This is a genomic window from Lactobacillus sp. (genome assembly GCF_014803895.1).
This window is the reverse complement of record NZ_JAAVAU010000003.1, coordinates 117220-142049: the sequence shown is the minus strand read 5'-3', so window position 1 is coordinate 142049 and position 24830 is coordinate 117220. Positions and strand designations below refer to the sequence as shown.

The following is a 24830-nucleotide window of genomic DNA, read 5'->3' as shown; positions in this document are numbered from 1 at the left end:
AGTAAGATTTCAAAAATAGAATTCTTACTCTTAATTTTTAGTCTAGGGAGTTATTTTTCCTAAACTCTTTCAATCTATTATTTATTTATCTTCAATTTACTTGCGACAATCCAATCATTCTTACCAGAAATCTTGTAGTAAGTCTTACCTTTAATTGTATGTTTTTCATTTAGCTTATAAGTACGTCCACCTAATACATAGTGACCATTCTTCTTGCCTAAACGATCTACAGTCGCAATCTTATGATTCAACTTATCTTTAATTCTCGCAGTAGTCTGTGTCGTATGGGTCTTTAATTTAGTGTTGGCGACCTTAACAAACTTATTATTGCTGATTTGGTAGTATCTCTTACCTTTAATAACGACAATCTTTGAAGTCTTAATTGACTTACCACGTCTTATCCAAGTAAGCTTAATCCGTTTACCATTCTTGTCGTATACAAAGGCATTGTGCGTTAACTTAATCTTCTTAGTAGCAAACGAAATACTCTTCTTGACATTTGCTACCTTGATAAATTCATTCTCACTAATTTGATAGAACTGCTTACCATTAATAGTAACAATTTTAGCATTTTCTAGAGCCGTAATAGAATTACCGGTGTAGAACTCTTTATTCTTTCCGTTCACTGTAACTACATTACCATTCTTATCATAAACAAGAGCATTATGTGTTAATGTAAACGATTTAGTTTCTGAGGTCTTTTTAGGTTCAGTATTCTTGGTAGTTTCAGCTTGGAGTTGAGCTTCTTGGTTTGCTAAGTCTTGTACTACTTGTTCTTGGCCTTCAATTTCAGTCAAAGTATCTTGAGCCTTAGTTAATTTATCTTGGGCAGTAGTTAAATCTTGCTTAGCTTGATTATAATCAGTCTGAGATTGAGTTAACTTAGCTTCTGCACTCTCTTTACCTTTCTTCAACTCAGATAACTTAGCCTGGTCTGCTTTTAAAGCAGCTTCTGCAATCTTAACATCAGCTTGTGCTTGTTCAAGCTCTTTCTTAGCAGCATCTAACTTCTGCGGAGCATTAAGTAAATTATCACGCTTAGTGGTTAAGTCTTTCAACTCTTCTTGAGCTTTCTTAACTGCAGCTTGTTTATTAGCAATATCTTTTTCTAGATTTGTCTTACCTTCTTGAGCAGCCTTAAGAGCATTATTAGCCTTAGTCAACTGGGCTTGTGCATCAGCAACATCAGAGACAGCTTGTTTTTGAGCCGACAAAGCTTTGTTTAAGTTAGCAGACTTTTGACTGTCAGAGGCAATTAAGCTAGCAAGACGGTTCTTAGCTGCAGATAAGTTTTGCTTTTGAATAGTTAATTCTTGGTTTTGATCATTAAGAGCTTTTTGACTCGCTTCTAATGCTTTTTGAGTATTAGCGGTTGCCGTTTGTAAGCTAGTTAAACTATTTTGTAAATCAGTTACATTCTTTTGTGCAAGAGATTGGTTATTCTTGGTCACTTGTAAAGCTTGCTTAGCATCTGCTACATATTGCTTAATAGCAGTAATATCTACAGCATTCTTAGCATTAGCCAAATCTTGCTTAGCTTGTGCTAAATCGGAGTTAGCTTTATTTAAAGCAGCGATTTGAGCAGATAAGTTATTAGTAGCACTGGTTAAATCACTTTGCTTATTCTCTACTGTAGTTTTAGCATTATTTGTAGTTTGTTGAGCAGAAGCAACCTTACTTTGAGCGTTATCTACTACAGCTTTAGCTGATGATTGATTATTTTGTAAAGTAGCCAATTGAGCAGTGTAATCCTTAAGTGCTAATTTAGCTTTGGCTAAAGCTGTTTTAGCGCTAGCAATTGCGGATGCGGCACTGGTTTGCTTATTCTTAGTCGAATCCAGTTTACTTTGGGCGCTAGTGACATCATTAGTTGCGTTATCTTTAGCTACTTTAGCACTATCAACTTTACTTTGTGCGGCCGTAACATCATCTTGTGCACTTTGAACAGCAGATTGTAATGAACTAATATTATTTTGAGCATTGTTTACTGCTGTTTGATAATTCATGACATCATTATTAAGCTGCATGAAGTTATTCATGATAGCTATCATATTGAGCTTGTAAAGTGTCAACCTTGTTTTGAGCAGCAGTTGCAGCATTAGTTGCTTCATCATGGCGAACTTGAGCAAGTTTGACGGCATTTTGAGCTACGTCGGCAGCATTTTGAGCACTAGCTAAACGCGCAGTCGCACTCTTAAGTGCATCTTGAGCATTGCTGATCTTAGTATTAGCATCATCAACGGCACTCTTAGCGCTAGTAAGGGTCGACTCAGCGGCCGTATATGCATCTTGCAGTGTTGATAGATCACCAGATGCGAGATCATTTAAGTCTGCTTGATACTGCATTAACGTTTTATGATCAACATTTGCTGAAGTATCGAATTTAGTTGGGTCTTGAATATCATCACTTTTAATAATTTCGAAGTGGTCACTAACACCATTACGGGTATTACCTACAGGTGGATTATTAAGCATGGAAAGTGAGAAACCATAGTAGTATACCGTATCTTTAGAATCAACAAGTTTTGGATCATTCTTAATTGTACCCGTAAGGTCTTGCATATGATCCCATTCGTCATCAGCAAAGATCATCCCGATCAATGACTTATAGATCTCATACTTAAGGTGGTCCATATTCATTGTGGTATCGATTGGAGACATTGTCATAGCTGTATTCGTAAGAGTAGTTACCGTATCATCGGCTTGATTTACGGAATCTTCCTTAGAATATCCTGTCGTCCAAAAACTAGACATATCTTCATAATAATTATCAGAATAGTCATCGTCATACATTAAGCCATAATTATTAGCAACTGTATTGATCACCTTAGTATCATGGTGTTTACCATCAAGACAACTACGATTATCAGCAGTATAACCGTCACTGATGTCATGAGCCAAATTCATTGCACTCTTATTGAGTGTAAGGAGTGGTGAACCAAGTTGGCTGCGAACAGAGTTAAGTAAGTTAACGGTAAAGATGTTAAGTTCTAAACGCTCAGCATCAGTCAAGTTCATCACATCAACTGTGCGACTCTTGTCATAATTATTATGAACATAACGGTTTTCGACCCAGTTCTCATCAGATACCTTACGCGCATCGTTCATGAATTGAGGATCGTTTTCTGGATTTGACACAGTGTTAGTTGTATCATTCCAATATGCTGTATATGCGTCAGTATACTTCTTGACCATATCGAGATAATCTTGATCAAGTTTAATATCATTAGCACCCATTGATGCTGCTTGTTCATATGGCTCTTTAGCTTTATCAAACGCCGTTTTGGCATTATCATATTTAGTTTGCAAATCACTTAAGCTATTTTGAGCGTTAGTTAAATCAGTTTGAGCTTGCTCGATTGCATGTTGCGTGTTAGTCTTAGCTTCATTTGCATCAGCTAATTGTGCATTAGCATTATCTAGATCAGTTTGACTACTACTTACAGCTAAGGTCTTATCATTGACAGTTTGCTTAGCATCACTCAATTCTTGCGTTAGATCAGCATTTTCATTATTGAGGTTAGCTAAGTCAGTTTGTGCTTTAGTAAGCTTAGCTTGATTATCGGCGACAGTATCTTGACCAGCTTTTAGGGCTACTTGAGCCTGAGCAAGGTTAGCTTGAGCATTATTATAATCACTTACGGCCTTGTTATAATTATCAATAGCATCAGTTTGATTTTTCTGCTTATCTTCTAAATCTTTATTAGCTTGACTTACATTATTATCAGCCTCGGTTTTAGTAGTTTGTGCTTTATCTAATGTATCTTGAGCTTTAGCTACGTTAGTGCTGTAACTATCTGTAGTATAACTATCAACAGCAGATTTAGTGCTGCTATATTTATCTTGGGCTTGCTTTAATTCAGCATGTGCACTATCTAATGCTGATTTAGCAGAATTGTAATTATCTTGAGCTTGTCGCAACGCAGATTGTGCACTAGTTACATTTGATTTAGCAGAAGTAAGATTTTTGTAGCTTCATTTTGCGCATTTTGGGCACTCTTAATTTCGTTTTGGGCATTTTTAACTTGTGCAGCTATTTCTTCTTTGGAAAGACTACTTTGACCACTGTTTTGTAATTTAGTTAATTGGTCATTAGCTTTATCCAATTCAGCTTGTTTAATAGCTACATCTTTTTCAGCTTTGTTTAAATTTTCTTTAGCTTGAGCAAGATTAGTATTAGTATCACTTAGCTTAGCTTGGTTATTCTTTAATGTTTCTTGATTATGCTCTAACACTGATTGATTCGTTTTGATATTATTGGAGAGATCATTAATATTCTTTTGATAGTTATTAATATCATTTTGAATCTTATCAATATCAGTTCCTTTTAATGCATCTTGAGCATTTTGAACTTCATTATCAGCTATCTTTTTAGCATTTTCTTTAGTAGCTAGATTAGCTTGAGCAGATTTAACATCCCCACTAGCCTTATTTATTGCCTCTTGTTTGCTAGCTTCTTGCTTTTGTGCCTCAGATACTGCATTTTGCTTAGCAGCAATATCAGCTTTTTTATCTTCTACTGCTTGTTTAGCATTTTCGATACTTTGTAGATTTTGAGCCTTAGCAGTTTCATTTTGGGCAGTAGTTACATCATTAGTTGCCTTTTGAACTGTATTTTGTTTATCAGCTAAATCATTTTGAGATTTTTCAACTTGCTTAGCTTGAGCATTATAATCTTCAGTTGTCTTATTTGCACTAGCTTGTGCATTATCAAGCGTAGTTTGAGCCTTATTAACATTATTTTGGGCTTGTTCAATATTCTTTTGAGCACTAGCTACATTGTTTTTAGCAATTTCCTTTGGTGATTGTGACTTCTGAGTAGACACATCACCAACCGTATCAGCCTTAACAACATGATTAACACTAGTCAACGAAACCGTAGCAAGCGCAGCTGCAGTTAAACTAGTAATAACTATTTTATGCTTCATTATCTTTCTCCTCTAATTAAATCAAATTTTCCAATTATTTTATTCTAGTACTAACTTGTTAAAAAATAGTTGAATATTCGTATTTGCACCAAGTTTATTTGAAATATTTTATACAGAATAATCCCTAATAAAAAAGCATCCCTCAAATGGGGATGCTTTATCATTCATGTACTCTTTGAACTACTCACGACTAAAGTCGCAAGTTTGCGCATGTTTTTTTAATCAAAAATAAAGGAGTCTTACTGGCTACACAAATTAAAGTATCAATATTTTCAAATGATCTAACTAGGCAATGTCAATTCACGTACTTCAATTATTTCTCTACTACAACGACTTTGCCAAAACTATGAGAACTTTCCAAATAACGATGGGCATCTGCCACATGAGCTAAGTCATATACCTTTTCAGGCTTAGCATCAACGTGATACTTCTCAATGTATTCAAGTAACTGATTAATTTTGGCTTGATTTACATTATTTGAATAAAAACTAGTCAAGTAGCTATTAGGCGCAATATCCATGATTGGATCAAAATTATTAAGATACCATTCATTACCTAATTCGCCAGTTGAACAAACTATGCCAAATTCATTGGTATGTTTAAAGCTATCTTTAACAGTCTTAGGCCCAATTAATTCTAAAATCTTGTCAAACTTTTCATTTGTTTGCAGTTCTCCATCTTGATCAATTACTACTCTATCGTAGCCGATATTTGTCATCTCTTTTTCTTTTTTTAGAGATCGACTAGTTCCAGCAACAAAGATTTTCGGATATTTACCTTTAATTAATTTCAAAAAGGCAATACCAACACCACTGGTTCCACCACGAATTAAGACTTTGTCAGATTTTTTGATTTGCAAATTAATTAATGATCCATATGCAGTGTAATAAGTTTCTGGAATAGATGCCAAGATTGGCCAACTTAAATTTGTCGTAATAGGGTAAAGTTGATTATTTGGTAGCACTGCGTATTCCGCATATGAGCCGTCAAAAGCTCGTCCCATCTCACCCATAATTGATATTACTTTTTGACCAACAGGTAACTTGTCAGTATCAGTAGATTCTGCAATAATTCCTACACATTCGATTCCTAAAATTCGTGGAAATTTAACAGAAGGTGATAAGCCCTTGCTAGTGAAAATTTCCGAATGATTAATACCAAAGCCCATAATTTTAACAAGTGACCAGCCCGGTTTGATTTTAGGGAGTGGCACATCTTTATAAATTAATTTTTCCGGGCCTCCTGCTTCTTCAATAACTACCGCTTTCAAAGTTTATCTCCAATCTTTTTATAGTGCCTTGACTTCTAAGACTTGCTTAACAGAAATCATACTATCTTGACCAAGTTCATTTTTTACAAATAAAAATTGATTTAGTTTATTAGATTCAGTAAGTTGTTGAATATATTGAGCTGCAGCCATATAACTAGTAAATTGGGTACTGGTATACACACCAGTCTCACAAACAAACTTTACTTTAAAGTCACTATCCGATTCTGAGATAGTAACTTTTTCTTCTGGATGTGGTGAAGAGACTGGAATAATTGATTGAGATTCTTTTTTTGGTACTGGATCTTTTTTAACACTAGAATGATTACTTACTGAAGTAGTTTCAGTAGCTACAGGAGCCTTTTTGATTATCTTTACCTTTGGTTTAGAAGGTGTGTGCTCTGGTTCAGTATTCTTCTCAACTTTTTCCTTCTCACTAACTGCATCAAGAAACTTACGTTCAAGTTCACGACTACTTACTGGTTGATTTTCTTTTGCCTTTGGGATAGAGGCAACCTTATCCTTAATTTGATGAGAATACTCATGCTTAGCTGCTTGCGCACGTTCAAGTGCACTTTGAGCCTTTTGACTGGTGTGTTTAAAATGGTTCTCCACTTCTGCTAGTACCTCCGGGTGATAGTAACGATGTTCAATATCATTGCTGTCAATATATGAGTACAAGATATCACTATTATTTGGAAATACATTTTGAAGATAATTTTGAACAACTTCTTTATCTAATTCCAATTTTTGTGCAATTTCGGGTGCAGTTAAGCCATAATATTTGTCAAAATTATCATCAGTAACCTCTACATCTTCGCGTGAAATAACTTGTTGCCAATGTAAATATTTACCAATCAAGTCGTAATCTTTAGTTGGAGTGTAAAAGAAGCAATGCATAATCCAACCACAAAGTAATCGCTTATCTTTTGGAAGTTCATAAGTTTGATGACTAGTTACTAACTTAAATTTAGTCAATTCATTAGTCTTCAACTCATCAAAGCTCCCCTTAAATTTGAACGATACTTCATCTCCTTTACGCAAAGTCCCTAATGCAAGTAGAGAATCATTAAAATCTAGAATTTTACGAGCGCACACTACCCGCCCATTAGGATTAGTGATAGATTCTAAAACAATCTTAGGTACACGTTCATTATCTTGATCATATACTCTAAAGTCACTAACTACAGCAGTATAAGTCATTGGTTCTTGGGATACCTTAATAGGAGTATTAGAACTACTTTCTTGTAAACGCTCGAAATAATGAACATAACGACTTGGCTGATAAGTTGCTAGTACATGACCATGTTCTTTATTAGCAAAAATTCTAATATCTTTATTTTCATTATAATTTTGCAAAGTTAATTCAGGAATACCACTATTATCTAACTTTAATACCCAATCATCACCATGATCATAGTTACTAGTAATTGTTTGAGATTTAGGAGAATTAATATTTTTAGTATAAGAAACTAAAATCCCACCAGCACGAATAACTGTTGAACCAAGACCAAATTTTTCAACGGATCCACCTTTACCAGAATATTGCATTACTCGACTAGTTGCTTGGATAACATCCCCAATACCTAAAGTTAATTTGGGACCATTCATTAAATAGCGAATGTTATTAACATTTAACCAAATATGATGATCAAGCATCTCTTTTTGACCAGTTACTTTATTTTCAAAGCAGAATTTATCAATTAATACTTTACCATCTAACTTAGTTGAATCATTTCCAGTTGGCATAGAGATGTCAGCTACAATACCGGTCCAATTAAACCATTTTCTTAAATAATAATAAGGTTTAATTAAGCTATGATCAGTTGCACTATAACGATATTTATTTAAAAAATTTTTTGCAGTAAATCTTCTTACACGATTCAGCTCATGACGCATACCTTTAGTCTTAATATCTTCAGCGGTCGCAAACGGAAATGCAATATCATCATCTGTAAACTCTACTTTCTCTAATATAGGAATTTTAGATCTTTTTATATTTTGTTTATTACGCTGGTGTAACAGCTTTTTTAATTTTTTATTATTAACCATACAAACTTCTCTTTTCTAAATATAAAATACACTAGGTTAATTATAGCTTAAAAAATTAAAAGCCGTGGTCTTTTGTTACAACAAATCAGCAGTTTATGGGAATTTTTAAACATTGGTAAATAATCTTTATCTTAATTGATTTCTATCTATATAAAGGCTAAAATTTTGTCGTTGACTACAATTAAGTAAGGGTGATTTCATGACAAATATTGTTTTATTGGGTGGCAATGGCTACATTGGATCTAACGTCGTTAAATACTGGCGTCAAAAAGATACAACCGCTCAATTTTATATTGTTTCTCGCTCAGGAAAAAGTGAAATTTCTGGCGAAAATATTCATAATATTCGCGCAGATGCGACTAATTTTGAGCAAACTGATGAAAAATTACCTAAAGATATCACCTATATTGCTGACTTAATTGGTGGATCAGAAAAACACCCTGATCAGTTTAAAAAATTAAATGAATTACCTGCAGAAACCATGCTTAAAATTGCAAAAAAACACCATGTTAAAGCGATGGGATTTCTTGGTGCTAGTTTGGGCGATAAAAAGTTGATTAATAGTAAGCAAAATATTATTAAAAGATTAACTAGTAGCGACATTCCTTTAGCAGTTGTATCTCCTACCTTAGTCTTTAGTAATGGACATAAGGATAAAATTGCTGCAGCATTAGATGTTGTTGGTATTTTTTTAAAAAAATATAAGCCGGTAACAGTAACTGAAGTAGCTGGTGATTTTGTAAATAAAATTGTAAAAGCTGGACACAAAAGAACATCCCTCCTCTAGAATTTTTCCTAGAAAAGGGATGTTTTTTACTATATTTTTTGAGTATTAATTAGAATTTTTCCTCTATTTTTTCCTCTCGCAACAGCATTCAAGGCGTCATTAGCCTTAGATAAGGGGTATATCTCGCCTAAAGCTGGATGGATGTTACTTTTATCCAAAATTTTACTTGCTTGAGCTAACTGAGAACCATTAGCTTCTACAAAAATGAAATTATAAGTTTGTTTTTTCTTTTTTGCTACTTTCTCAATTTTATGCGCAGCTACAGCAAACAGCATCTGCTTGAAAATACCCATTCCCATTGATTTAGCAAAGGCAGCATTTGGCATTGCACGTAAGGAAACAATTTTTCCGCCTTCTTTTAAAATACTTAATTCTTTAAATATTTCACTCTCACCAACTGTATCAATCACTAAATCTACGTTTGAGATAACCTTGGTATAATCTTCCTTTTTATAGTCAATGAATTTAGTTACACCTAATTTTTCTACATACTCACGTTTACTACTGCTCCCACTAGTAATAACTTTTAAACCACGGGCTACAGCAAGTGGGATGGCCATCGCACCAAAACTTCCTGTTCCTCCAGAAATAAATAAAGTTTGACCGGATTGAGCACCTAACTTATCGAGAGCTTGCATTGCCGTTAGGGCCGTTAAAGGGATAGCTGCCGCTTCTTGATTAGATAAGTAATTAGGAACTTTCGCAATCGCACTTTGATTAACAACCACCTGTTGAGCAAATGAACCAATATTATCAATAGGATTACGACCAAACACACGATCTCCTATTTTAAAGTGAGAAACATTAGTACCTACTTGCTCTATAATCCCTACAAATTCATATCCCATAATCTGAGGTAACTTATAAGGAACTACTAACCTCAAGTCTCCATGAGAAATAAGATTATCTAGAGGATTAACTCCTGCAAAGGTAACTTTTACTAAAACGTCGTTTGCTAAAAGACTCTTTGGTTGTACATCCCTTAATTTAATAATTGGATTTTTCGAATTGTATTTTTCAAGTTGAACTGCTTTCATTTATATAACTCCAAACTTTTAAGTCTTATAATTACGTCTGCTAGGGTATCGCTAGCCAAAGATGCCTGTAACTGTTTTTCCGCATCATCTAAAAAAGGAAAAACAGCTTGTTTGATATTTCGACCAACTGGACATTCAGGATTACTATTTTCATGTACCTGAAAAATATTAACTTCCTTACCTTCTACTATTTGATAGAGCTGCCATAAAGATAACTGCTCTGGCTGAATACAAAGTTGAATCCCCGATTTCCCCCGTTGACTATAAATTAAATTACCTTTTTTTAATAAAGTCATTATTTTTCTAATATAGCTAGGATTAGTCCCTACACTCTGAGCTAAACTATCTGAATTGAGTACTTTATCTGAAGTAGCTAACATTACTAAAATATGAATTGCAACAGTAAATTTAGTATCTTTCAATCCATATCCTCCTATTTGTTAAATGTATCTTTAACTGATACATTATCACAGAATATTTTTCATGGCAATGAAAATGCCTCTTTTTTCAACTAAAGAGGCATTTTAGATTAATTTTTATTTCACTATTCATACAAAAAATAGCTTCACTAATTATAAGTGAAGCTATTTTTTGTGGCTTACAGTCAACCTTACGCATTACTCATCAATGCGCATTTCTGCTGGCCAGCCATCAATAGGTTGACGACGGTCAAGGGCACGAATTTCATCCATTTCCTCAGGAGTTAAGTTAAAGTCAAAAATATCAATATTATCTTTAATGTGCTTTGGATTAGTTGAACGTGGGATGGTCATAATATTATTCTGTGTAAGGAAACGTAAAATGACTTGTATTCCATTTTTACCATATTTTTCACCGATTTTTTTCAAAGTTGGATTAGTTAAGTTAGTGTGTGCATCTTCCATTAATGGTGACCATGATTCATGAATAATATCATTTTCAGTTAAAAATTTATGCATCTTACCTTGTTGAAGATAAATATGTGTTTCAATTTGATCTACCACAGGTTTAACATCGGTTGATGCCATAATTTCCTTAGTCTGATTAATGTTAAAATTCGAAATACCGATATTTTTGAGTTTACCTTCTTTATATGCATCCCTCAAAGCTCGATAAGAATCGATAGAATGCTCCATTGGCCAGTGTAAAATCATCATATCAAAATACTCTAATCCAGCCTTTTTGAGAGATTCTTCTATTCCCTGCTTAGTAGCCTCATAGCCATCGGTAGCAGCCTTCGTTGTTACAAAAATCTCTTCACGAGGAATACCACTCTCACGAATAGCTTCACCTACTTGCTGTTCATTTTGATAATATTGTGCTGTATCAATACTGCGATATCCACTTTTTAATGCAGTTAAGACTGCTTGCTTAGTTTCAGATGGATCAATCAGGTAGACGCCAAATCCAAGTACCGGTACTTTTATGCCTGTATTTAAGGTTAAGTATTCCATAATTATTCTCTTTCTATTTTAGCTAACGCTACTAAATTTATTTAACTACAATACTAATTATAGAGAAAATCAGCAATATAAGCTAATTCTTAATCCAGATGGGCTAGACGCACCACATCACGTTCAATCATCAATTCTTCATCAGTTGGAATCACTAAAACACGAATCTTAGATTCAGGTTTAGTAATTGTGTTTTCACCGCCTATTTCATTAGCTTTAAGGTCCGGTAAAACTCCAAATATTTTAAGTCCTTCCATCAGAGACTTACGAACTCCTTTATCATGTTCACCTACACCAGCCGTAAAGATGATGGCATCTGCACCACCCATTTCAGTAAGATAGGCCCCCACATAACGAAGAAGACGATTTTTAAAAATATCACGAGCTAATTTTGCTTGAGGATTATCTAGCGAATGTCTAATATCTCTCATATCTGGAGAAAGTTCTGAAATACCTAATAAACCTGATTTATTATCTAAGATATTAATCATTTCTTTCATAGAAAGATGTTCTTTATCCATAATAAATTCAATCAAGGATGGATCTACATCCCCAGAACGTGAACTCATAGTAATTCCAGCAAGTGGGCTAAAGCCCATCGATGTATCATATGACTTACCATTTTTAACAGCAGTTACGGATGCACCGGATCCTAAATGACACACAATAAGTTTTAAATCTTCTATCTTTTTCCCTATTAGCTTTGCAGCACGTTGAGAGACATATCGTACAGAAGTTCCGTGGGCACCATATTTGCGGGCACCATATTTTTCATACCATTTATAGGGAACAGAATATAAATAATGCACAGGATCTAAAGTTTGATGAAACGAGCTATCAAACACTCCTACTTCTGGAACTCCAGGTAAAAGTTTCATGAATGCTTCGATTACTTTACCTTCTACAGGATTATGTAAAGGAGCATATTCCTTTAATTCAAAAATTTTCTGTAAATTATTTTTATCAATAATCGCCGAATCTTTAAAATACTCTCCCCCAGCAACAATTCTGTGACCTACTCCTACTATTTCATTAATATCTTTAACAACATTATATTCTTGTAATGCTTCTAGAAGTAGACCTACAGCTTTTTCTTGATCGGGAATAGAAACTTTTTTAGTATATTTTTTATCTTTAGCTAATTTCATTGTAAAAGAAGACTCGGCCATCCCAACACGATCTGCCATTCCTTCTGCTAGAATTTCCTCATTTGGTAAAGAAAATAATTTATATTTAAAAGACGAACTACCTGAGTTAATTGCTAAAACCTTATTCATTAAAACCTTTCTCCCTAAAATAAAAAATACAAAAAGCTAGACACCACCAAAGCATAGTCTCTAACTTTCACTTATCAAGTCCTTCTCTATATATTGACAGCGCTTACTTATTATATGATTAATGTACCATTAAATTAAAAAAAGTAAAGAGAATCCACTTAAATTATTAATGAAATAAATCATTAGTAAAAAAACTAGCTCAACTGAGCTAGCTTGTCATTTATGATTTGTTTTTCTTAAAATATGACTTAATAGTAGTTTCGTCTTTCTCTAATTGTCTCTTTAATTCATCTAAATTTTTAAATTTAATCTCCCCGCGCATATATTTATACCACTTAATTTCAATAGGTTGATCATAAATATCTTCATCGAAATCAAAAATATGAGATTCAATATATATCTGTTTTCCTTCCCCAATAGTGACATTATATCCCACGCTTGTCATTGAATTATACCATTTATCATTAACCTTAGTTTTAGTTGCATAAACACCAATTTTAGGAATAATTTTCTTTTCTTCCCATTTTAAATTTGCAGTAGGAAAGCCTAGTTTATGCCCATTACGTAAACCATGAATCACAACTCCACTCATTATATGATGATGTCCTAATAGATCAGAGACTTGGTCCATCTTACCTTCAGAAATTAGTTTACGAACTTTAGTTGAGCTAATTTTTTTACCATTAACTACTTGTTCTGGAACTGAAACAATTTTAAATCTTCCTCTTGCAAATCCTGGCAAATGACTCATATTAGCAATTTCTTTCGGGCCATAGGTATAATCAAAACCGGCTACAACTGTTTGTGCATTTAATTTAACAATGACATTATCAACAAATTCTTGGCCAGAAATTTTGCTGAAATCTTTAGTAAATTTCATCACTACTAAATAGTCAACACCAAGTTTAGTCATTTTAGCAGCTTTTTCTTCAACTGTATCAAGATATTCAAATTTATTATTACCTGCATAAACTTCACTAGGATGACGATCAAAAGTCATGACCATTAGTGGCAAATTTGTTTTAACCGCCTCTTTTTTAGCAACCTTTATCAAATGTTGGTGACCGTGATGAACACCATCAAAAAAACCTAGCGCTAATACACAAGGTTTTGTAAATTTTATCTTTATTGGGTAACTTAAATGAATAATTTCCACAATTATTTCCCCTATCTTGCTTTTTTATTAATTTTTACAAAAATATATTTTCTAAAATAGCTTAGCCCCCTCATTGTAACCTAAAGCTTTCTAACTTACATCTGTTTTAACTTTTTATTTCTTGACTACTCATGACTAAATTTAGGAGTTCGCGCACGTATTTTTAATCAAAAATCAATCTTGATACGATTGCTGGGTTAGATTCGATTTTTTGAGCTATATCTCTAACCCGACTATCCGATGATTTTTTCAATAAATCTCGAATTTCAGTTGCAATCTTAATAGTTTCTTGATTTGATAACTTATCTACATAGTAAAATTGTTCAAGTTTATTAATAACTGAATAACTTGCTTCTTCTAGTAAAGTCGGTGTTTCATTATATTGAATCAATTGATCAATCTCAATACCACTCAATCGCGCTAAATCATTTAAGCGCGAACGATAACTTCGGATTACGAATTTTGCTCTAGTAATTGCGTCCATATATCTAATCCAATCTATTTAATTTTTAAACTATAATTAATAACAAAATATTATATAATTTTAGTATTTTGGGCAAATCTAGTTATATATATTAATATTTGATATTTTACCTTTACAAAAGTAAGTAACTAATATATAGTAAGTGTGTAAGATGTTTATCGAAAGGATGATTTAAAATGAATATAACTATTATTGGTACTGGTAACATGGGTAAGGCTATTGGTAAGAATTTAGAAATGGGCAATAAGGTAACCTACGCAGATGTTGATCACCCAGCAACTGAATTTGGTGATATCGTCATCTTAGCTGTACCTTATGGAGCAGAAGATGCTATTGTTAAGCAATATGGTGATATGTTTAACGGCAAGATTGTAGTTGATATTGCTAATCCGTTAAATTTTGATACTTGGGATGAACTTGTTGTTCCAGCTGATAGTTCTGCTGCTGCACAATTGCAAGAAAAGCTACCAAATAGTAAAGTTCTTAAGGCTTTTAACACTACATTCGCAGCTACTCTTGCCAGTGGTAAAGTTGGTGACAATGTGACTACAACTGTTTTAATTGCTGGTGATGATGCAGAAGCTAAAGAAACTTTGGTAAAGGCTTTACAAGATTCTCCACTAAAAACCATGGACGCAGGTAGCTTAAAGCGTGCCCGTGAAATGGAAGCTCTAGGCTTCTTACAAATGACACTTGCTGCTCGTGAACAAATTAATTGGACTGGCGGATTTGGTGTTATCAAGTAAATATTATTACAAATAGAATTATGCTTAGAAAGAGCATGGTTCTATTTTTTTATAAAAAATAACTATAATATAAAAAGTGGCTGAGAAAATTAATATCCCAGCTACTTTTTATATTGTATTTAATTTTTCTTCAAATTTAAGTACATCTTTCAAAAATTTACTTATTAAATTCAGCTCATCTACAGAATATTTTTCCGTAAATTCTTTCATCATTTGCGTTTCCATTTGACAGTGCAATTGATCATGAGCTTCTGCAACTTCACGTCCCTTATCTGTTAATGTGTAGTAAATATTTTTTTTATTACCGTTTTTTTGACTAGTTGTAATTAATCCAAAGTCGCATAATTTTTTGCTTGCTCTACTTACTCCACCACGAGTTAAATTTAAATTACAAGCTAAATCATTACCAGTTTTAGATTCCCTTTCTAAATCTGACAAAATATGGAGTGCTCCCACAGAAAGCTTACAAATTATCCCTTTTAGCTCACAATCATTTACGTGATTAGCAATCCAAGTTTGCTCCTGCGTACCATGAGGATTCTCTCTAGTTAAACGAATATTTTTAATTGCATTATATACATCTTTTTCTGGGATAGACATCTATATTTTCTCCTTTCTTGATATTGTCTCTTTCAACTAATATTCTAGCAAACAAAAAACCCATTTAAAATACAAATGGGTTTTAAGAAAAATAACTGTTGTAATCCTTAGAACATCTTTGCCTTTTCATCTGCTTTCTTCAACGCAGCATTTAAGATATCTTGACGCTTATCTGGCATCATATCTGCACCTTCAATAAAGATGTGATCTACATCAGTAATTCCATAAAAATTCATTTCATAATCAAGGTAGTTAGTACCAAAGTCTGCTTTAGCAGCTGGATCATCAAAACCATTAGCATGATATAATCCACCAGCAGCTTGAATGTGCATAACCTTCTTATCTGGTAATAAACCAATTACTTTACCATCTGGACCATATTTAAAAGTTTTGTGAGTAACAGCAGTTACATCAAGATAAGCTTTCATTTGTGCAGGCATAAAGTGATTCCACATTGGATTAATAAAGATATATTTATCGGCATTTATAAATTCATCCAACCAAGTATTATGACGAGTAATTGCATCTTTTTCTTCATCAGTTAATGGCATACCATTCTTTTGCTTTTTCCAAGCCGCAAAAGTTATATTATCCAATTGTGGTACTTCTTCACCATCAAATAAGTCACGAATAATTACTTCGTCATCAGGATGGCTTTCTTGATACTTTTTAATAAATTCATTACCAACTGCTAATGACAAACTACCTTCTGCATGTGGGTGTGCTTTAATTACTAATACTTTACTCATGAGAATAAATTCCTTTCTTTATTTATTAATATATTTGGTTGCTTATCAACATTACATCAATAATTATATCTTTTTATTGTTGCTTGTCAACATTAATTTTAAAAATAATAAAAATCGTTGATAAGCATGGTTTAACCTAATGATATAAACCTTTAATAATCAACGATTTTTTAATATTTTAAATTATAAAAATTTAAAAGTTTATTCTCAATCTAGTTTATCTGCTACTAAATTCGCTTGAAATTCATGTAATTCATACTCAGCTTCATTTGGATAGAAAACATCTTCACTAATAATTTTTTCTATTTGTTCTTTTGAATTAGCTTTAGCAATAATTACACCAGCTGTTTCTATATCTAAATAAGGACCAACAATTAAGAAATTACCCTGATCAAAATATTTTTTAAACCATTCGCGATGCTTGGCTAATTTATTCTTGTCTACAGGATTTTCTTTAATCTTAATATTTAGTATATACATATGTCTCCCCTATTCAAAATTATCTAATATAGGAATATTTTCTTGATGTAAGTACGTATTATACTTTTTAGCTTGATCAGTTAAATCTTTATCACTAATATGACTCGCTCCAATAGTTACAAAGGGTGTTAAATAATTCATATTAATGAGCCGACTAGTAGCTTGAAAAGGTCGTAAAAGTTCATGAACTGTATATTTAGCAAAGCCCTCACGACCATAATTATTAGCTCCAGGAGATACTGCAATTAGTAACTCTTTACCTTTTAAAGCATCTCCCCCAATGCCATAAGCCCAACCGGCCTCTAAGGACTCAACTTCCCATTGTTTAACTAAGGCAGGTGCACCATACCAATACATTGGAAATTGTAAGACTACTCGATCAGATTTTGCTAAAACTTGTTTTTCTTTTTCTGTATCAATTTTAAAATCTGGATATAGTTTATACATATCACGAACTTCGATATCATTATCAACACCTTGTGCTAAAGCTCGGTTCACACGAGAGGTGGCTAAATCTGGGTGAAATAAAAAAATTGTAGTTTTCATAAATTATTTCCTTTAAATTTTTCTTACTCACTTACTTTAATATAAGATTTAATAACTTTTCTATTTGCCATTTCCTTGTAAGCATCATCAATTTCGTCAAGAGTGAAAGTTTTTGTGAAAACCTTACCTGGATTAATCTTACCGTCAAGAACCGCCTTAAGTAGAATATCTTTATCATAAGTAGTAACAGAAGCAGATCCACCAGCTAAAGCCACATTTCTATAGAAAGTTGGGGCTGGATCAATCTTACTACCATGAGGAAGACCTACACGTCCTACAATAGCTCCATTTCTTGCTACTCTCATTGCCTCTTCATTTGAAAGCTCAGTACCCACACATTCTAGAACTGCATCGGCCCCACCATTAGTCATTTCTAATAATTTTTCTATTCCTTCTTCTCCACGTTCTGGAACATTATCAGTTGCACCAAATTCTTTAGCTAAAGCAGCTCGATCAGCATGACGACTAGTAGAAATAATACGTTTAGCACCACGCATCTTAGCTGCAATAATTGCACATTGGCCGACAGCACCATCACCTAAAACAATCACAGTATCACCAGGTTGAACATTTGCAACACGAGCTGCATGGTAACCAGTTGCCATAACATCAGCTAAAGCTAAAAGCGACTTAAGCATCCCTTCAGAATAATCACTTGGCTTTCCTGGAACCTTAACTAAAGACCATTGACCATGTTGGAAACGAATATATTCAGCTTGATAACCATTGCCCCAATTATCATTATGGGCCATGCAAGTTCCATCAAATCCGGCTTCACAAGCGCGACACTGACCACATCCATGAGTAAAAGGAGCAATAACGAAATCACCAGGTTTTACAGAAGTAATATCAGCCCCCACTTCTTCAACTATCCCAAGGGCTTCATGACCGGTATTTTGTGAATTTTCTTCTGTCCCTTCAATACCACGGTAACCCCATAAATCAGAACCACATACACAAGCTCTAATAACTCTAATTATTACATCATCACTTTTTTCAATAACAGGTTTAGGTTCATCCTTAATAATCATTTTTCCTGTAGTTTCTAGTCGTGCATCTTTCATAATATTTCTCCTTTTCTTAATTATTTGTATACTAAGTTTTATTAACTATTCACGCATGTCTTGTTCCCAACTACCAATGGTATTAGCGTTAATACGTGATGCCACTTCTTCTAATTTATTAATTTCTTTTTTGCTTAAGTTAACTTGAATTGCTTTAGCAGCTTCTTCAACATGCTTAGCTTTAGTAGCTCCAATAATTGGTAGTGTATTTTTAGCAACAGCCCAAGCAATAGCAGTTTGCGCTGCAGAGAGACCGTATTTTTTACCAATGCTCTTTAATTCATCAACTAAACTAGTTAATTCATCAAGTTGGTGATTATAAACTTGTGCTCTAACACTATTTTCTGGGAATGGATTAGCACTAGTATATCTACCAGAAAGAGCTCCCTGCTCTAAGACCATATAAGCAAAAAATTTAATATTATTTTCTTGACAATATTCTAAAATACCAGCTTGTTCAGAAGTTCTATCAAGTAAACTAAAATGATTTTGAACAGCATCAAGCTTAATATTATCCTTAGCTAAAATTTCTTGAACACGATTAATTTCTTTTAAATTGTGATTAGACACCCCAATATGCTTAATTTTGCCACTTTTAACCAATGGTGCAATCATTGGTGTCCATCTTTCAATATCCGCGTTATTATGAATCCAATAATAATCTACATAGTCTAAACCTAAACGTTTTAAACTTCCTTCTAACATGGTAACAATTGGATTAGCACTATTATCTGCCATTTGAGGAGTAAATTTAGTAGAAATTGTTAACTCTTCACGTGGAGTATCTGCAATTAAATCACCCAAAATTTGTTCTGATGAACCAGCCCCATAAGCATAAGCCGTATCCCAGAAGTTTAAATCATTATCTCGTGCGGCTTGATAAACAGTTTTAAAATGTTCTTCATCATAATTGTTACCAAAGTAAGAATTATTATCGCCCCATGCCCAAGTACCTAACACTAATTTATTTTTGTTCATAATATTTCTCCTATTTCTTATTTTTCAGTATTTTTGTTATCTTCAAGAATTTTGTATTCTTCAAAATAACTTTTATTTTCTTTAATTTTTCCAGACTCGTAAAGCGAAATCTTGTGTTTTAATCTAGCAATTGAACGATCTAGATTATGTCTTTTTTCTTCAATATTAGCTAGTTGTTCTTTTAATAAATCTTCACGAGCTTCTAAAGTTGAATCACCTTGTCGTAACATTTCAGCATAATCAATCAAAGCTTCAACTGGTACATCCGAGTGACGCAGGCAGACAACCATTTCAATCCATCCTTGCATTCCTTCGGTAAAATAACGATTACCATTTTTCTTACGTGGAACTTTTGGTAATAAACCAATACGCTCATAGTACCGCAAAGTATCAGGCTTTAAATTATATTTCTTAGCTACTTCTCTAATTGTTAAATCAGGCATAATTTAAATCTCTTTTCTGATTAATTAAGTTAATTTCTTAACTTTATAAAATATCTTATTACTTGGAGTAAACTCCAAGTCAAGCAAAAAATTAATTTTTTTGCTTATTTTTGTAAAAATTCTAACTCTATTCTTCATTCTTCTTTTAAGATCGTTAAAAATAAAAAAAGAGTATCTCTATATAGAGATACTCTAAACAAAATTAACCTTCAAAAGCTTCAGTTAATGGAGGTACAACTTGCTTCTTACGAGAAACAACACCTGGTAACTTAACTTCATTTGCAGTTAACTTAGCATTAAATGCCTTTTCAAATTTAGCCTTATTATCATCACTACCAACAACTAAAGCTTCAGAATCTGAATCTAAGATATTAGTGATGAGTAACATAAACATATCATAGCCATTAGCCTTTGATGCTTCTTCCATAGACTTTAAGAAAGCTTCTTTTCTTTCCAAAGCCTCTGGTAAATCAACAACGTTAATTTGGGCAACACGTACATTATTACCATCTAAGTTAAAGCTCTTAGCATCTAAGTCAATTAATTCTTCTTCGCTCTTGTCACCAATATTAGTGCCCGCTTTAAGCATGGCTAAACCATATTCTTTGTAATCAACGTCAGCAATCTTAGCTAAAGCTTCTACTGCCTTTTTATCATCATCAGTAGTAGTTGGTGATTTTAAAAGTAAAGTATCAGAAATAATAGCTGAAAGCATTAAACCGGCAAGATTCTTTGGAATTTCAATTTCATTTTCGTTGAACATTTTCCAAACAATAGTACTAGTACAACCAACTGGTTCTGCGCGATAGTATAAAGGATCAGCCGTATTAAAATTCATGATACGGTGGTGATCAACAACATGACTAACTTTAACCTTATCAATATCAGAAACACTTTGTTGGGGTTCATTGTGGTCAACCAACATCACTGAATCTACCTTATCAGCAGCAGTTTCAATAACTTGAGGTGCTTCAAAACCAAATTTATCTAAAGCATATTGGGTTTCATCATTTGGTTCACCTAATGCAACAGCTTCAGTGTCATAACCTAACTTATTTTGTAAGTAAGAATAAGCGATTGCAGTACCAATTGCATCAGTATCAGGATTTTGATGTCCAAAAACAAATTCTTTTGCCATTTAATCTAACTCCTTGTTAAAAAAGTAACTATGTTAATTATTGCAGTATATTTGGCCTGGGTCAATAATCAGATTTAAGTTTATACATCCCTTAGACGAGAAGCATATTTTTTCAGATTAAGATATTCATCCCAACTAATTAAAAATTGTTTAATTCTTGGAATATCTTGCTTAGATTTTTTAGAAACAAAGCTATTATCAAAGTAAATAACAGGATTAAGCGCCACAGGATGCATTGTTATTTGATCAAAATGAGCTTGATAGTAACTATTTGTTACAAAAGCATTATAGTCTTCATTAGCTTGAGCAAATTTAATCAACTGATCCGAAGCAGAAAAACGAGCTACTACCCCTGGAGAAGCAGTAAGTTCATGAATTTCATAATAATGATTCATAACTTGCTGCAAATAAGAGTCTTTAGTATAGGAAATCCACTTCTTGCTTGTTAATTCTTCACTAGTCTGTTTACCAGCTTTATGACTTAAAAAAACTAATGAATCAGAGTAAATTTTTTTAACAACATAACCTTTCATTGTCTCTTGAGAAAGATTATTATCAGGTAAATATGTCATGGCCAAATCAATCTCGGAACTATCAAGTTTACTCCATAATGCACTACGATTATATAATTCAGTTGAAATTGTTACATTAGGGTAAAGTTGATGATAATAAATCAAAAAATCTTCTAAAACCTTTGTTTCCATAACATCTAATACACCAATTGAAATATGACCAGATGTTGGATCAGAAGATTGCTGAATATTATCTAGAGCTTCATTAACCGTAGAGAATAGCTTATGTGCAGTTTTTTCTAACTCTTTACCAGCTGGCGTTAATGCTAATTTTTTGCCCATCTGTACAAACAAGGGTCCCCCTACAGCGTGTTCAAGTTTTTTTACTTGCTGAGTCAAAGCTGGTTGAGTAATTCCTAAACTATTGGCGGTTTGAGTATAACTCATATTTTTTGTTAACTCTAAAAAATAATGGAGCGATTTTGCTGACAAGACAGCATTCAGATTAGATTTCATTGAGTAACACCACCTTATAAAAATAAATCTAATTAGTATGATAACATCGTCAACTAATAATGGTAATTAATAAGTTCCCTCAATAGACTAACAAAAAAAGCAAATGATAATAAATATTATCTTTTGCTTTTAAAAATTTTTAATTGAATAAGTCACTCACATCATCTTGACCTGCAGGAAGTGGTTTTGATATGCGTAATGATACTGGCACTCCATCTGTTTTAGGATCAAGGATAAAAGAACCATTGGAGTAACGATCTCCTAATGGAAATTCATTGGTTTCAATCTTTATGTGACGATCACTGGAAGTTGTTAATTCTAACTCGTGATTTTGAGCATACCAAGTCATAGTTGTAATTCTATGAGGCTTGGTCTTTAATTCCCTTAAAACTAACACTCCTCGTTTAGCTCGTGTTACTTCATTAACTAAAGAAAGTTTAAATTGCTTAAAAGCGCCTCTTTGGGTAATCAAACCTACTTTAACCAAATCTACATATTCTGGAAGAACTGCAACATAACCAACTACAAAATCATCTTCTTTTAAATTGACTGATTTAACACCAACTGCACGACTCCCACTAGTTGGAATTTCACTAGTTTTATATCTTACAGCATAAGCTTGATTAGTTAGCAAAGTAATATCGTAATCTTTTTCTGGATTTAACCCGTTAATTCCAATCACACGACTATCATCATGCTTTAACTTAGTAACCATCATCGCCCGTGATTTGTAAGTTCGTGTTGGTTGTAAATCTGCTAACTTAATTTGCTTAATATAACCATCGTTAGTGGCAATCAAGAAGTTCAGTTTTTGCTGCAAATCTTTAATTTCAAAAACACTAATGATTTTTTCATCAGCAGCTAAGCCAACTTCTTGAGACAAGTGTTGCCCAGTTTCTTTCCATTTAGTTTCAACTAATTCATGAACTGGTCTAAAGATTACATTTCCCTTATTAGTGAAAATATAAAGATTGCTGAGAGTAGATACTGTCTTTTCAAAGACTACGCGATCGCCATCAGGAAGTCCATTTTCTTTGTCTGCTGTTGATTGGAATGAACGTAATGAAGAACGCTTAAGGTAACCTTGCTCGCTAACAAGCACTCGAACATCCTCATCAGCCATTAAAGCTTTCTCATTTATTTCAATCTTTTCAGATTTATCAGTAATTTCGGTTCTTCTTGGTGAGCCAAACTCTTTCTTGACAGTCTTTAATTCCTTGACAACAACTTTTTCTAAAACCTTATTATCCTTTAAAATCTCATTAAAAGTATTAATCTTATCATTAAGTTCAGCTTGTTCAGCCTTTAATTGATTAACATCAGTATTAGTCAAACGATATAACTGTAAAGAAACAATAGCTTCTGCTTGGTTAACAGTAAAGTCATAATTTTGAACTAAGTTTTCTTTTGCGTCTTTCTTATCCTTAGAGGAGCGAATTGTTTTAATTACTTTATCTAAGATATCAAGAGCATGAATCAAGCCTTCTACAATTTCAAGACGTTGTTTTGCCTTACCTAAATCATACTCGGTACGTTTAGTGACAACTTCTTTTTTATGCTCTAGATAAGAAGCAAGAATTTGTTTAAGTCCCACTTGAACCGGTGCCATATGATCAATAGCTACCATGTTAAAGTTATAAGAAACTTGCAAATCAGTATTTTTGAAAAGATAGTTTAAGATATTTTGACTGTCTGCTCCTTTCTTTAATTCGACTACAATTGACAATCCATGACGGTCGGTTTCATCACGAACTTCAGCAATTCCATCAATTTCTTTATTCAAGCGAATTTCATCAATTTTCTTAACCATCATCGCCTTATTAACACCAAATGGCACTTCAGTGATAACAATTTGTTGACGATGAGCTTTAATATCTTGAATCGTGGTCTTAGATCTAATTTGAATGCGCCCACGACCAGTTTCATAAGCTTCTTTGATGCCTTTAGTACCTAAAACTAATCCACCAGTTGGAAAATCAGGTCCTTTAACAAACTCCATTAAGTCATCAGTAACTGCATCAGGATGTTTTAAAAGATAAATTGCCGCATCAATTACCTCAGATAAATTATGAGGAGGAATTTCAGTCGCATAACCCGCTGAGATACCTGTTGAACCATTAACGAGTAAATTAGGAAAATGAGCTGGTAATACTGTTGGTTCATATTCAGTATCATCAAAGTTCAAAATCATGGGAACTGTTTCTTTATCAATATCTTGAAGTAATTGATTAGAAATTTTACTCAAACGTGATTCAGTATAACGCATGGCAGCTGGACCATCTCCGTCCATTGAGCCATTGTTACCATGCATCTCAATTAATGGTTCACGCATTTTCCACTCTTGAGAAAGGTGAACTAAGGCGCCATAAATTGAGCTATCACCATGTGGGTGAAAATTACCCATTACATTACCTACAGCTTTAGCAGCTTTTTTATAAGGTTTATCGTAAGTATTATTATCCTTGTACATAGCGTAAAGAATACGCCGTTGCACTGGTTTTAAACCATCACGAATATCAGGTAAGGCTCTTTCTTGAATAATATATTTAGAATAGCGCCCGAATCTTTCTCCCATTACTTCTTCAAGCGGTAATTCTTTGATTCGTTCTTGTATTTCTACCATCTAAATCAATAACC

General features: G+C 33.3%; 23 protein-coding genes. 2 read left to right on the top strand and 21 right to left on the bottom strand.

Annotated elements, in window-relative coordinates; translation table 11 throughout:
* Window positions 1–77: 77 nt before the first annotated feature.
* The 5 genes from HDR40_RS01435 to HDR40_RS01415 all read right to left on the bottom strand — a co-directional run bounded on the left by HDR40_RS01435 (window position 78) and on the right by HDR40_RS01415 (window position 8247).
* Window positions 78–2039, bottom strand: a complete 1962-nt coding sequence (locus HDR40_RS01435) for an SLAP domain-containing protein (RefSeq protein WP_290625572.1) — start codon at window positions 2037–2039, stop codon at window positions 78–80.
* Window positions 2032–3921 carry an SEC10/PgrA surface exclusion domain-containing protein gene (locus HDR40_RS01430; RefSeq protein ID WP_290625570.1) on the bottom strand — a complete coding sequence of 630 codons (1890 nt, stop codon included), beginning with the start codon at window positions 3919–3921 and terminating at the stop codon, window positions 2032–2034. Before HDR40_RS01430 ends, HDR40_RS01435 begins: the two co-directional genes overlap by 8 nt.
* 17 nt (window positions 3922–3938) lie before the next feature.
* A complete protein-coding gene (locus HDR40_RS01425; protein ID WP_290625568.1) occupies window positions 3939–4928 on the bottom strand; it encodes a hypothetical protein in 990 nt (329 codons plus the stop codon).
* Window positions 4929–5241: 313 nt separating this feature from the next.
* Window positions 5242–6198, bottom strand: coding sequence for a zinc-binding alcohol dehydrogenase family protein (locus HDR40_RS01420; RefSeq protein ID WP_290625566.1), 957 nt, complete (start codon window positions 6196–6198; stop codon window positions 5242–5244).
* 18 nt (window positions 6199–6216) lie between these two features.
* The gene (locus HDR40_RS01415) at window positions 6217–8247 is read right to left on the bottom strand and encodes a hypothetical protein (RefSeq protein ID WP_290625564.1); all 2031 of its coding nucleotides are present in this window, start codon (window positions 8245–8247) and stop codon (window positions 6217–6219) included.
* Between the two features lie 199 nt (window positions 8248–8446).
* On the opposite strand from HDR40_RS01415, the gene HDR40_RS01410 reads away from it, so the two are divergent.
* Window positions 8447–9034: an NAD-dependent epimerase/dehydratase family protein gene (locus HDR40_RS01410; protein WP_290625562.1), complete on the top strand. Its 588-nt coding sequence runs from the start codon at window positions 8447–8449 to the stop codon at window positions 9032–9034.
* Window positions 9035–9063: 29 nt separating this feature from the next.
* Here the strand turns inward: HDR40_RS01410 and HDR40_RS01405 are convergent, their stop codons facing one another.
* From HDR40_RS01405 to HDR40_RS01380, 6 genes are all read right to left on the bottom strand, one after another.
* Window positions 9064–10071 carry an NADP-dependent oxidoreductase gene (locus HDR40_RS01405; protein ID WP_290625560.1) on the bottom strand — a complete coding sequence of 336 codons (1008 nt, stop codon included), beginning with the start codon at window positions 10069–10071 and terminating at the stop codon, window positions 9064–9066.
* Window positions 10068–10493 (bottom strand): Rrf2 family transcriptional regulator, encoded by a 426-nt coding sequence (locus tag HDR40_RS01400; RefSeq protein ID WP_290625558.1) that lies wholly within the window; start codon window positions 10491–10493, stop codon window positions 10068–10070. Before HDR40_RS01400 ends, HDR40_RS01405 begins: the two co-directional genes overlap by 4 nt.
* Window positions 10494–10688: 195 nt before the next feature.
* Window positions 10689–11504: an aldo/keto reductase gene (locus HDR40_RS01395; protein ID WP_290625556.1), complete on the bottom strand. Its 816-nt coding sequence runs from the start codon at window positions 11502–11504 to the stop codon at window positions 10689–10691.
* Between the two features lie 89 nt (window positions 11505–11593).
* Window positions 11594–12781 carry an acetate kinase gene (locus HDR40_RS01390; protein WP_290625554.1) on the bottom strand — a complete coding sequence of 396 codons (1188 nt, stop codon included), beginning with the start codon at window positions 12779–12781 and terminating at the stop codon, window positions 11594–11596.
* A gap of 220 nt (window positions 12782–13001) precedes the next feature.
* The gene (ribF, locus tag HDR40_RS01385) at window positions 13002–13937 is read right to left on the bottom strand and encodes a riboflavin biosynthesis protein RibF (RefSeq protein WP_290625552.1); all 936 of its coding nucleotides are present in this window, start codon (window positions 13935–13937) and stop codon (window positions 13002–13004) included.
* Between the two features lie 163 nt (window positions 13938–14100).
* The gene (locus HDR40_RS01380) at window positions 14101–14421 is read right to left on the bottom strand and encodes a hypothetical protein (RefSeq protein WP_290625550.1); all 321 of its coding nucleotides are present in this window, start codon (window positions 14419–14421) and stop codon (window positions 14101–14103) included.
* 176 nt (window positions 14422–14597) lie between these two features.
* Here HDR40_RS01380 and HDR40_RS01375 point away from each other — a divergent pair, with 176 nt between their 5' ends.
* The gene (locus HDR40_RS01375) at window positions 14598–15167 is read left to right on the top strand and encodes an NADPH-dependent F420 reductase (protein ID WP_290625548.1); all 570 of its coding nucleotides are present in this window, start codon (window positions 14598–14600) and stop codon (window positions 15165–15167) included.
* Window positions 15168–15275: 108 nt separating this feature from the next.
* Here the strand turns inward: HDR40_RS01375 and HDR40_RS01370 are convergent, their stop codons facing one another.
* The 10 genes from HDR40_RS01370 to parC all read right to left on the bottom strand — a co-directional run bounded on the left by HDR40_RS01370 (window position 15276) and on the right by parC (window position 24816).
* Window positions 15276–15767 (bottom strand): winged helix DNA-binding protein, encoded by a 492-nt coding sequence (locus HDR40_RS01370; RefSeq protein ID WP_290625546.1) that lies wholly within the window; start codon window positions 15765–15767, stop codon window positions 15276–15278.
* A gap of 107 nt (window positions 15768–15874) precedes the next feature.
* Window positions 15875–16516: an FMN-dependent NADH-azoreductase gene (locus HDR40_RS01365; protein WP_290625544.1), complete on the bottom strand. Its 642-nt coding sequence runs from the start codon at window positions 16514–16516 to the stop codon at window positions 15875–15877.
* A gap of 207 nt (window positions 16517–16723) precedes the next feature.
* The gene (locus tag HDR40_RS01360) at window positions 16724–16996 is read right to left on the bottom strand and encodes a YciI family protein (RefSeq protein WP_290625542.1); all 273 of its coding nucleotides are present in this window, start codon (window positions 16994–16996) and stop codon (window positions 16724–16726) included.
* Window positions 16997–17005: 9 nt separating this feature from the next.
* Window positions 17006–17542 (bottom strand): NAD(P)H-dependent oxidoreductase, encoded by a 537-nt coding sequence (locus tag HDR40_RS01355; RefSeq protein ID WP_290625540.1) that lies wholly within the window; start codon window positions 17540–17542, stop codon window positions 17006–17008.
* 23 nt (window positions 17543–17565) lie between these two features.
* Window positions 17566–18606, bottom strand: a complete 1041-nt coding sequence (locus HDR40_RS01350; protein ID WP_290625538.1) for an alcohol dehydrogenase catalytic domain-containing protein — start codon at window positions 18604–18606, stop codon at window positions 17566–17568.
* A gap of 45 nt (window positions 18607–18651) precedes the next feature.
* Window positions 18652–19584 (bottom strand): aldo/keto reductase, encoded by a 933-nt coding sequence (locus HDR40_RS01345; protein ID WP_290625537.1) that lies wholly within the window; start codon window positions 19582–19584, stop codon window positions 18652–18654.
* 17 nt (window positions 19585–19601) lie between these two features.
* Entirely contained in the window at window positions 19602–20027 is a 426-nt protein-coding gene (locus HDR40_RS01340) for a MerR family transcriptional regulator (RefSeq protein ID WP_290625536.1), read from the bottom strand.
* A gap of 202 nt (window positions 20028–20229) precedes the next feature.
* Complete coding sequence (locus HDR40_RS01335; RefSeq protein ID WP_290625535.1) at window positions 20230–21165, bottom strand: manganese-dependent inorganic pyrophosphatase; 936 nt, start codon at window positions 21163–21165, stop codon at window positions 20230–20232.
* A gap of 80 nt (window positions 21166–21245) precedes the next feature.
* A complete protein-coding gene (locus HDR40_RS01330) occupies window positions 21246–22193 on the bottom strand; it encodes a LysR family transcriptional regulator (protein ID WP_290625534.1) in 948 nt (315 codons plus the stop codon).
* Between the two features lie 139 nt (window positions 22194–22332).
* Window positions 22333–24816: a DNA topoisomerase IV subunit A gene (parC, locus tag HDR40_RS01325; protein ID WP_290625532.1), complete on the bottom strand. Its 2484-nt coding sequence runs from the start codon at window positions 24814–24816 to the stop codon at window positions 22333–22335.
* Window positions 24817–24830 lie beyond the last annotated feature (14 nt).

Bases quoted from the DNA above. Each gene is read 5' to 3' on its own strand.
- HDR40_RS01435 (WP_290625572.1), bottom strand. From the start codon at position 2,039: ATGAATAACTTCATGCAGCTTAATAATGATGTCATGAATTATCAAACA.
- HDR40_RS01425 (WP_290625568.1), bottom strand. From the start codon at position 4,928: ATGAAGCATAAAATAGTTATTACTAGTTTAACTGCAGCTGCGCTTGCT.
- HDR40_RS01415 (WP_290625564.1), bottom strand. From the start codon at position 8,247: ATGGTTAATAATAAAAAATTAAAAAAGCTGTTACACCAGCGTAATAAA.
- HDR40_RS01410 (WP_290625562.1), top strand. From the start codon at position 8,447: ATGACAAATATTGTTTTATTGGGTGGCAATGGCTACATTGGATCTAAC.
- HDR40_RS01405 (WP_290625560.1), bottom strand. From the start codon at position 10,071: ATGAAAGCAGTTCAACTTGAAAAATACAATTCGAAAAATCCAATTATT.
- HDR40_RS01395 (WP_290625556.1), bottom strand. From the start codon at position 11,504: ATGGAATACTTAACCTTAAATACAGGCATAAAAGTACCGGTACTTGGA.
- HDR40_RS01390 (WP_290625554.1), bottom strand. From the start codon at position 12,781: ATGAATAAGGTTTTAGCAATTAACTCAGGTAGTTCGTCTTTTAAATAT.
- HDR40_RS01380 (WP_290625550.1), bottom strand. From the start codon at position 14,421: ATGGACGCAATTACTAGAGCAAAATTCGTAATCCGAAGTTATCGTTCG.
- HDR40_RS01375 (WP_290625548.1), top strand. From the start codon at position 14,598: ATGAATATAACTATTATTGGTACTGGTAACATGGGTAAGGCTATTGGT.
- HDR40_RS01370 (WP_290625546.1), bottom strand. From the start codon at position 15,767: ATGTCTATCCCAGAAAAAGATGTATATAATGCAATTAAAAATATTCGT.
- HDR40_RS01365 (WP_290625544.1), bottom strand. From the start codon at position 16,516: ATGAGTAAAGTATTAGTAATTAAAGCACACCCACATGCAGAAGGTAGT.
- HDR40_RS01360 (WP_290625542.1), bottom strand. From the start codon at position 16,996: ATGTATATACTAAATATTAAGATTAAAGAAAATCCTGTAGACAAGAAT.
- HDR40_RS01355 (WP_290625540.1), bottom strand. From the start codon at position 17,542: ATGAAAACTACAATTTTTTTATTTCACCCAGATTTAGCCACCTCTCGT.
- HDR40_RS01350 (WP_290625538.1), bottom strand. From the start codon at position 18,606: ATGAAAGATGCACGACTAGAAACTACAGGAAAAATGATTATTAAGGAT.
- HDR40_RS01345 (WP_290625537.1), bottom strand. From the start codon at position 19,584: ATGAACAAAAATAAATTAGTGTTAGGTACTTGGGCATGGGGCGATAAT.
- HDR40_RS01340 (WP_290625536.1), bottom strand. From the start codon at position 20,027: ATGCCTGATTTAACAATTAGAGAAGTAGCTAAGAAATATAATTTAAAG.
- HDR40_RS01335 (WP_290625535.1), bottom strand. From the start codon at position 21,165: ATGGCAAAAGAATTTGTTTTTGGACATCAAAATCCTGATACTGATGCA.
- HDR40_RS01330 (WP_290625534.1), bottom strand. From the start codon at position 22,193: ATGAAATCTAATCTGAATGCTGTCTTGTCAGCAAAATCGCTCCATTAT.
- parC (WP_290625532.1), bottom strand. From the start codon at position 24,816: ATGGTAGAAATACAAGAACGAATCAAAGAATTACCGCTTGAAGAAGTA.